6 protein-coding genes are annotated in these 8,377 nt (G+C 71.2%); 4 read left to right on the top strand and 2 right to left on the bottom strand.

Annotated features, from left to right (window positions below):
• Positions 1-294 precede the first annotated feature (294 nt).
• Positions 295-660 (top strand): transglycosylase family protein, encoded by a 366-nt coding sequence (locus tag QOZ89_RS46270; RefSeq protein ID WP_071049824.1) that lies wholly within the window; start codon positions 295-297, stop codon positions 658-660.
• A gap of 148 nt (positions 661-808) precedes the next feature.
• Here the strand turns inward: QOZ89_RS46270 and QOZ89_RS46265 are convergent, their stop codons facing one another.
• The gene (locus QOZ89_RS46265; protein WP_071049827.1) at positions 809-1,942 is read right to left on the bottom strand and encodes an LLM class flavin-dependent oxidoreductase; all 1,134 of its coding nucleotides are present in this window, start codon (positions 1,940-1,942) and stop codon (positions 809-811) included.
• Positions 1,943-2,374: 432 nt separating this feature from the next.
• On the opposite strand from QOZ89_RS46265, the gene QOZ89_RS46260 reads away from it, so the two are divergent.
• The 3 genes from QOZ89_RS46260 to QOZ89_RS46250 all read left to right on the top strand — a co-directional run bounded on the left by QOZ89_RS46260 (position 2,375) and on the right by QOZ89_RS46250 (position 7,557).
• Entirely contained in the window at positions 2,375-3,835 is a 1,461-nt protein-coding gene (locus tag QOZ89_RS46260) for an aldehyde dehydrogenase family protein (RefSeq protein ID WP_312630323.1), read from the top strand.
• A 201-nt stretch (positions 3,836-4,036) separates the two neighbouring features.
• Positions 4,037-5,119 carry a Zn-dependent alcohol dehydrogenase gene (locus tag QOZ89_RS46255; protein ID WP_071049826.1) on the top strand — a complete coding sequence of 361 codons (1,083 nt, stop codon included), beginning with the start codon at positions 4,037-4,039 and terminating at the stop codon, positions 5,117-5,119.
• 551 nt (positions 5,120-5,670) lie between these two features.
• A complete protein-coding gene (locus QOZ89_RS46250) occupies positions 5,671-7,557 on the top strand; it encodes a patatin-like phospholipase domain-containing protein (RefSeq protein WP_083418887.1) in 1,887 nt (628 codons plus the stop codon).
• Positions 7,558-7,717: 160 nt separating this feature from the next.
• On the opposite strand, the gene QOZ89_RS46245 is transcribed toward QOZ89_RS46250, so the two are convergent.
• A complete protein-coding gene (locus QOZ89_RS46245; protein WP_071049824.1) occupies positions 7,718-8,083 on the bottom strand; it encodes a transglycosylase family protein in 366 nt (121 codons plus the stop codon).
• Between the last annotated feature and the right edge of the window lie 294 nt (positions 8,084-8,377).

The raw sequence follows: 8,377 nt of genomic DNA, 5'->3' as shown, positions 1-8,377 counted from the left end.
GGTGATGCGGGTCACGTTGTTTTCGGGGTTTGCCAGGCGCCCGGGCTGGCTGTCATGGTGTTTGCAGTGCCCGATCGGGGCACACGCCGGGCGGGACGCCGTATCACTGCCCCCGCCACACGGCGCACAGGCTTCGGACCCGATGGCAGGGACCGGAGACGGACCGTCGGACACCGTCCACACGTGTCACGGCCAGCGCAGCCCTTTTCGTGGTTTCCCGCCGAACCTTTTCCTGCGGCGGTGGACTGCCGCGCGTGTCCGTCTTCGTAGGCGTGGGAAAGGACCAGAAGACTCTTGGCTCGTCGTGGCATCTCCAACCGCGTCCGCGCGCTCGTTCTCGGCCCCGCCCTCGCCGCCGCCGTCGGCACCGGCCTCGCCGTCACCACGCCCGCCCACGCGGCCAGCCACCCTGCCTCGGCCCAGCGGTTCCTGTCCGCCGTGATCCCGTGCGAGTCCGGCGGCAACCCCCGCGCGGTCAACTCCATCGGCGCCGGTGGCCTCTTCCAGTTCCTGCCGTCGACCTGGCACGGACTCGGCGGCGCGGGACTGCCCCAGAACGCCTCCAGCTCCGAGCAGTGGGCCAAGGCCGTCAAGCTCTACAACCAGCAGGGCACCAACCCCTGGTACGCCTCCAAGGCCTGCTGGGGCAAGCGAATCTGAACCCCACAGGACCTGGGCGAGCAGCCACCGACCCCACCCGCCGCGCGGATCGGGGCCGGCCTGCCACCGTCGAGGTCGCGCCACACCACGAGGCCCCGCGTCAACTGACGCGGGGCCTCGCCCTGTCCCGGTCGGGGCTGGCCCGGCACTATGCGGCGGCGCCGAGCTGGGCTTCGCGCTGGCGGGTGGTGCTGTGGACCGGGTCGGTGTCGAACTTCGGCAGGACGTGGCGGCCGAACGTCTCCACCGCCTCGACGGCCACGTCGATCGGCATCGTGGTCGACAGCATGCCGAAAACGAGCTGGTCGGCGCCGATGTTGACGTAGGTCTGGACGGCGCGCTCGCACTCCTCCGGGTCGCCGATGAGGATCGAGCCGGCGCGCACGCCCAGTTCGAGGACCTCGACCGTCGGCTCGGGCAGCGTCGCCGGCCAGGTGGGCACCCAGTTGGGCTTCGGGAAGGTGTCGAGGTACCGGTAGACCAGGGTGTGCTGGTAGCTCATGGTGATGTCGGTGGCGATCTGCCTGGCCCGGGCGCCGTCCTCCAGGCACAGCATCTGGCTGGTCACCATGATGTTGTTGTTGACGTAGCCGCCGACCGGTTCGGCCTTCTCGATGTTCTTCTTGTAGAGCTCGATGAGCGGGGCCAGCTCCTCAGGCGTGCTATGGGCGAAGCAGAGTACGCCCAGGCCCATCCGGGCGGCCTTCTCGAACGTGCTGGGGTTGCCGGCCGCGACCCACAGCGGCGGGTGCGGCTTGGTGAAGGGCTTCGGCAGCACGTTGCGTTCGGGCATCGTGAAGAACCGGCCCTCGTGCGAGTAGGGCTCGTCCTTCCACATCTTCGGCAGCTCGGCGACGACCTCGTCGAACATCAGCTTCGTCAGTGCCGGGTCCTCGATGCCGAAGCCCCTCTGCTCGGTGCTCGACGAGCCGCGGCCCATGCCCAGCTCGAACCGGCCGCCGGAGAGATGGTCGAGCATCGCCGCGCGCTCGGCGATCCGCGCCGGGTGGTTCACCGGCGGGGTGATGTTGAAGATGCCGCTGCCGATGTGGATGTTGCTGGTGGTGCCGGCGACGTAGGCGAGGAAGACCTCGTTCGCCGACAGGTGCGAGTACTCCTCGAGGAAATGGTGCTCCGTCGCCCACGTGTACTTGAACCCGGAGCGGTCCGCCGCCTGCGTCCAGGCGACCTCGTCCATCAGCCGGCTGTGCTCCGCGCCCACGGGGTCCGCCTCGGACAGCCGCTTCGGCAGGTAGAGCGAGTTGAAGATCCCGAACTCCATGAGCGCGGCCACCCTTCACGTGGTGTCTGGTGTCTGGTGTGGGCAGGCGTCGGCGTGGGTATCCGCGCGCCCCGTCCATCGGGGGTTCGGGGCGAAGCCCCCGGACGTGGGGTCCGGGGCTCGGCCCCGGGGCAACATCACGCGGGAGCCCTGGGAGCGCGCTCCGCGCGCGAACAGCCTTCCGCCGATCGCGCCCGACTGGTCGGCTTCGGACTAGAACCTGTTCTACACTCTAGCCGCGACGGGCTGCCGCGCAAGCGGGCCTGACGTACCGTCAGAAACCGTCGGCCCCACCTCCCGGACGTGCACCGGCCAAGGGACCCAGGGCCACGGGCCGTCAGGAACACGAGGACCAACGGGCCGCCCGCCGCGCGACCAGGCTTGCCGGGCACGCGGCCCGCGGCTCACCCCGAGCACAAGGGGGGACACGCCATGGGCGTCCCGAGCAGCCGGATCTACGTGGGCGGCGAGTGGGTGGAGCCGGCCGGCGGCCACTACGGCGTCATCAACCCGGCCACCGAGCAGGTGGTCGGCGAGGCACCCGAGGCGAGCGCCGCCCAGGCCGAACAGGCGGCCGCCGCCGCCAGGGCCGCCTTCGACGGCTGGGCGTCGGCCAGCCAGGCGCACCGCTCCGAGGTACTCGCCAAGGTCGGCGACCTGCTGACCAAGTACAACGACGACCTCGTGCCGCTGGTGCAGGCCGAGACCGGGGCGACCATGCGGGTCGCCTCCACCATGCAGGTTCCGGTCGCCGTCGAGCGGTTCCAGCGCTATGCGCGCCACGCCATGGAGTCGCGGCTCGTGCCGCTCCCACCACAGGCCATCGACGCGACGCCGCTCGCCCCGGGCGGCCTGGTCGGGGCGGTGATCCGCCGCGCGCCGGTCGGCGTCGTCGCCTGCGTCACGCCGTACAACTTCCCGCTGGTGAACATGGCCGGCAAGGTCGCGCCGGCGCTGGCGATGGGCAACACGGTCGTCATCAAGCCGGCGCCGCAGGACCCGTTACAGGTGCTGCGGTTCGCCGAGATCGCTCACGAGGCCGGCGTACCCGCGGGCGTCATCAACGTCGTCACCGGCTCCACCTCCGACACTGGCGCCGCCCTTGTCGCCTCCCCGGACGTCGACATGATCAGTTTTACCGGCAGCACCGCCGTCGGCCGCAGGATCGGCGAGGTCGCCGGCCGCGACATCAAGCGCCAGCTCATGGAGCTCGGCGGCAAAGGCGCCGCTCTGGTGCTCGAGGACGCCGACCTCGACAAGGCCGCCGCGGGCATCGGCAGCACCTGGGCGTTCCACTCCGGCCAGATCTGCACCGCGCCGACCAGGGCGCTCGTCCACCGCTCGGTCCACGACCAACTCGTCGAGAAGCTGGTCGCCTACGCGGGGTTCTGCAAGGTCGGCGACCCGCTGGATGCCTCCACCGTCGTCGGCCCGCTGATCTCCGCCGCCCAGCGCGCCCGCGTCGAGGAACTGCTGGCCGAGGGCGTCGCCGCGGGCGCGACCGTCGCCGTCGGTGGCCAGCGTCCCGCGATGGAGCGGGGCTTCTACGTCGAGCCGACGCTGCTGACGGGCGTCCGGCCGGACATGACCGTCGCCCAGGAGGAGTTCTTCGGCCCGGTGGTCGTCGTGCTCCCCTTCGACGACGAGGACGAGGCGGTCGCGATCGCGAACGGCACGCCGTTCGGCCTGTACGACTATCTCTTCTCCCAGGACACCGCGCGCGCCTACCGGGTCGCCGCGCGGCTGCGCACCGGCAACGTCGGCGTCAACACCGTCGCCCGCAACCACGAGACGCCGTTCGGCGGCTTCAAGCACAGCGGCATCGGCCGTGACTGCGGAGTGTTCGCGCTGCATGCCTACAGCGAGCTGCAGAGCGTCGTCTGGCCCGGGTAAGCCTCCCCACCGGGATGCCTCCCCACCGATCTGCCAATCCCCACTCGCCCTGATCCGAGCGTTTGACGCCTGTCGAGGTAGGCAGGCAGATCCGGACCTCCCAGATCTGCTTCGCAGATCCGGCAGGGACCCCGGGGGACCCCTGCCCGGGCTACACGGGAACGGAAAACAAAAGAGAAAGACAAAAGAAAGAGGAGCCTCATGCGTGGGGTTGTGTGGGACGGCCAGAAGGCCGAGCTCGTCGACGACCTGGCGGTACGCGACCCGGGGCCCGGCGAGGTGCTGGTGAGCATCGCCGCCGCGGGCTTGTGCCACAGCGATCTGTCGGTGGTCAACGGAACGATTCCCTACCCGGTGCCGGTCGTGCTCGGGCACGAGGGCGCCGGAGTCGTCGAGGCGGTCGGCGCCCTGGTCGGCAACGTGCGGCCCGGTGACCACGTGGTGCTCTCGACGCTCGGCAATTGCGGCGCCTGCGAGCACTGTGACGGCGGCCGGCCGACGATGTGCCGGTCGACCTTCGGCCTGCGGCCCCAGCCGTTCACGTGGCGCGGCGAACCGGCCTACAACTTCGCCAACATTTCCTGCTTCGCCGAGCGGGTCGTGGTGAAGGCCAACCAGTGCGTGCCGATCCCGTCCGACGTGCCGCTGGCCTCGGCGGCGCTGGTCGGCTGCGGGGTGCTCACCGGCGTCGGCGCCGTGCTGCGGCGGGCGAAGGTGGAGCCGGGCTCGACGGTCGCCGTGCTCGGGGTCGGCGGCATCGGGCTCAACGTGATCCAGGGCGCGCGGATCGCCGGCGCGGCTCGCATCGTCGCGGTGGACGTGAACCCGGCGAAGGAGCAGGCCGCGCGGCTGTTCGGCGCGACCGACTTCGTCAACCCCGCGGGCCAGGACACGGCCGCCGCGGCGAAGGCCGCCGTCCAGGACTCGGCGCCGCTTGGCTACGACTACGTCTTCGAGTGCGTCGGCCACCCGGCGCTGATCCAGGCGGCGATCGGCTCGCTCGGCTGGGGTGGCACGGCCGTCCTGCTCGGGGTGGCGCCGGCGGACACGCAGTCGACGTTCTCGCCGTTCGACCTCTACCTCGACAAGTCGATCCTGGGCTGCCGGTACGGCTCGTCGCAGCCGCAGCGCGACATCCGCCAGTACGTGGACCTGTACTTGGGCGGTCGGCTGCTGCTGGACGAGCTGGTCACCCGCACCTACCCCGTCGCCGACTTCCACCGCGCCATCGAGGACCTGGAACACGGCGACCTCGCCCGCGGCGTCCTCACCCTGACCGCATGACGTCCAGGCGCCGTGCCGCGGGTCGTATCGAGTATGGGTACGGAGAGTAGTTGAGCGTATGCGGCTGAGTCGGCCGCAGTGGCGCCAAACTCGGTTCCTGGTGTCCCGGGCAGTCCCCGCCGCGGCCGGCCGGTGGTGTGCTTCCCACCGGGGTCCTCCTGCCAGCGCGGACCGTGTTGGATCCGCCCGTCTATTGACTGGCTCAGATGCCACAGTCGCCCGTCGACCGGGCGAAGTGTGTCGGATGGGCCTGCCTATAGGCGGGTCCAGATGCCACAGTCGGCGCGTTGGGCATTGGAAGACGGGTGGGTGGCGGGCCGCTAGCTTGGGTAGCTGATCGTCGGTCGCGGGCCGGGTGGCGGCTCGCCGGCGGTCGGGAGGCCGCGATGAGCGCACCGAGCACCCGTGCCGACGATCCGGCGGGCCGCGACGGCGGGATGCCCGCCGACGGTCCGGGCTCTGACCCGGGCCCTGACCGGGGCTCTGACCCTGGTCCAGACTCCGGCCCGCGCCGGGCATCTCCCGGGCCGCGGGAGCAGTGTGATCTGATCATGAAAGGGGGGATCACCAGCGGGATCGTGTATCCCCAGGCGGTCGCCCAGCTGCACGCCAGGTACGACTTCCACAGCATCGGTGGTGCGTCGGCGGGCGCCATCGGGGCCGCGCTGACCGCCGCCGCGCAGTACGGCGAGTACCAGCAGCGCCGCGATCCGGGCCGGCCCGGCGGGTTCGGCGCGCTGACGGCCGCGAGTGAGCAGATCGGCGTGCCGGGCGTGCTGGAGGGCCTGTTCCAGCCGAGCCGGAGGACCACCTGGGTCTTCCGCCTGTTGTTCGGCCTGCAGGGCGCCGGCACGTCGTGGCCGGGCCGCGTCCGGGTCACGGTCGCCTGGATGGCGCGCTACTTCTGGTCGCAGGTGCTGGTGGCGGCGGGGATCGCGTTCGGCGGGCTCCTCGGTGTCCTGTACGGCTTCGGCGGCAGCCTCGGCGATCAGCGTTGGTACGGCTGGCCACTGCTCGCCCCGGGTGTCATCGTCACCGCGCTGCTCGGCCTGGTCGGGGCGATTCTCGCCCGGGTGCTGTGGACCGTGCGCGGCCTGCCCGCCACCTTCTACGGCGCCTGCACCGGCATGCCGGCCGAGGGCGGCCGGGAGGCGCTGACCCAGTGGCTGCACCGGCAGATCCAGGCTTGCGCCGGCCGCGCGGACGGCGACACCCCGCTCACCTTCGCGGACCTGAGCCGCCCCCGCCGGGCGAACGAGAAGATCATTCTCGAGATGATGACGACGGATCTCAGCGCCGCCCGCCCGCTGAACCTGCCGTTCGTCGGCGAGGCGTTCCTCTATTCCCCGGCGGAGTTCGCCCGCCTGTTCCCGGCCGACGTGCTCGGTCACCTGGAGCGGGTGAGTGCCCCTGTGGCGGTGGTGCCGGCGCCCGGCGCCCCCACCGACCTGCGCACCTTCCCCAGCCGGGACCTGCCAGTCGTCGTCGCCACCCGGATGAGCCTGAGCTTCCCCGTCCTGATCTGCGCCGTCCCGCTGTGGGTGCAGGGCACCGCCGGGGCAGGGCCCATCCGGCACTGGTTCTCCGACGGTGGGATCGCCAGCAACTTCCCGATGCACTTCTTCGACGCCTGGCTGCCCAGCCGCCCGACCTTCGGGCTCGACCTGGTCCCCTCGCCGCGCGGCGAGAAGGGCAGTCGCGAACGGGTCCGCCAGCCGCGTCGTGGCCCGTCGACGGCGGCCGGGCCGACGGCGGCCGCATCGTCCGAATCCAGAGAATCCAAACGACCCAGAGGATCCTCTGGGTCCTCCGCCGCGGCTTCCTCCGCCGCCGCCCCGCCCGTCACGCTCGCCCCGGCCGCGGTCGTCGCGAACGCCGGCCCGAGGGTGCGCTCGGTCGCGCAGATCAGGAGTCTCGTCGGGTTCCTGCTGCAGATTCTCGACACGTCGCTGAACTGGCGGGACACGCTGCAGGCCGAGATGCCCGGCTTCCGGGACCGGATCCGCTCCGTCCAGCTGCCCGACGGCACGGGCGGCATCCACATCACCATGTCGCCGGAGCAGATCGCGCACCTGGCCGCGAGCGGCGGGGCCGCGGGCGAGGACCTCCTGAGTACGTTCGACTGGGAGGAGCACCTTTTCGCCCGTTTCACCCTGCTCATGCGCCAGCTGCAGAAGAACATCGTCGGAACCACCGACACGACGACGATGTCGAAGGCGTTCACGCCCGAGTTCCAGGAGATGCTCGAGACCCTCGGCGAGCGGTTCGGGGGCGGCGAGGCGGGCGGCTACAACAATGCCTGGGGAATCGCGGCGCGCGACCGCACGCTCGCCCTGCTCGGATTCGTCCAGGGCTGGGCCGCGGCTCCGTCGCTGAGTTTTATCCAGGGCGATGACCCGACTCCGCCTCCGGTCATGCGCATGACGCCGAAGGTCTGAGGCCACCGTTACCCGAATGGCTGACCGGGCCCGCCGGCCTGACACGGGCTGAAGCTCGGCCGGAACACGCCGAGGCCCCGCGCCGTATGGCGCGGGGCCTCGTGTGCGTGTTCGGTGTGCCGCTGGCGCTACTGTGCCAGCCCTGGATTCTCTGCCAGCGTCAGATTCGCTTGCCCCAGCAGGCCTTGGAGGCGTACCAGGGGTTGGTGCCCTGCTGGTTGTAGAGCTTGACGGCCTTGGCCCACTGCTCGGAGCTGGAGGCGTTCTGGGGCAGTCCCGCGCCGCCGAGTCCGTGCCAGGTCGACGGCAGGAACTGGAAGAGGCCACCGGCGCCGATGGAGTTGACCGCGCGGGGGTTGCCGCCGGACTCGCACGGGATCACGGCGGACAGGAACCGCTGGGCCGAGGCAGGGTGGCTGGCCGCGTGGGCGGGCGTGGTGACGGCGAGGCCGGTGCCGACGGCGGCGGCGAGGGCGGGGCCGAGAACGAGCGCGCGGACGCGGTTGGAGATGCCACGACGAGCCAAGAGTCTTCTGGTCCTTTCCCACGCCTACGAAGACGGACACGCGCGGCAGTCCACCGCCGCAGGAAAAGGTTCGGCGGGAAACCACGAAAAGGGCTGCGCTGGCCGTGACACGTGTGGACGGTGTCCGACGGTCCGTCTCCGGTCCCTGCCATCGGGTCCGAAGCCTGTGCGCCGTGTGGCGGGGGCAGTGATACGGCGTCCCGCCCGGCGTGTGCCCCGATCGGGCACTGCAAACACCATGACAGCCAGCCCGGGCGCCTGGCAAACCCCGAAAACAACGTGACCCGCATCACC

Source organism: Pseudofrankia coriaricola, assembly GCF_032027725.1.
Lineage (GTDB): Bacteria > Actinomycetota > Actinomycetes > Frankiales > Frankiaceae > Pseudofrankia.
The sequence above is the reverse complement of the archived record's forward strand: the minus strand, read 5'-3'. Positions and strand labels throughout refer to the sequence as shown.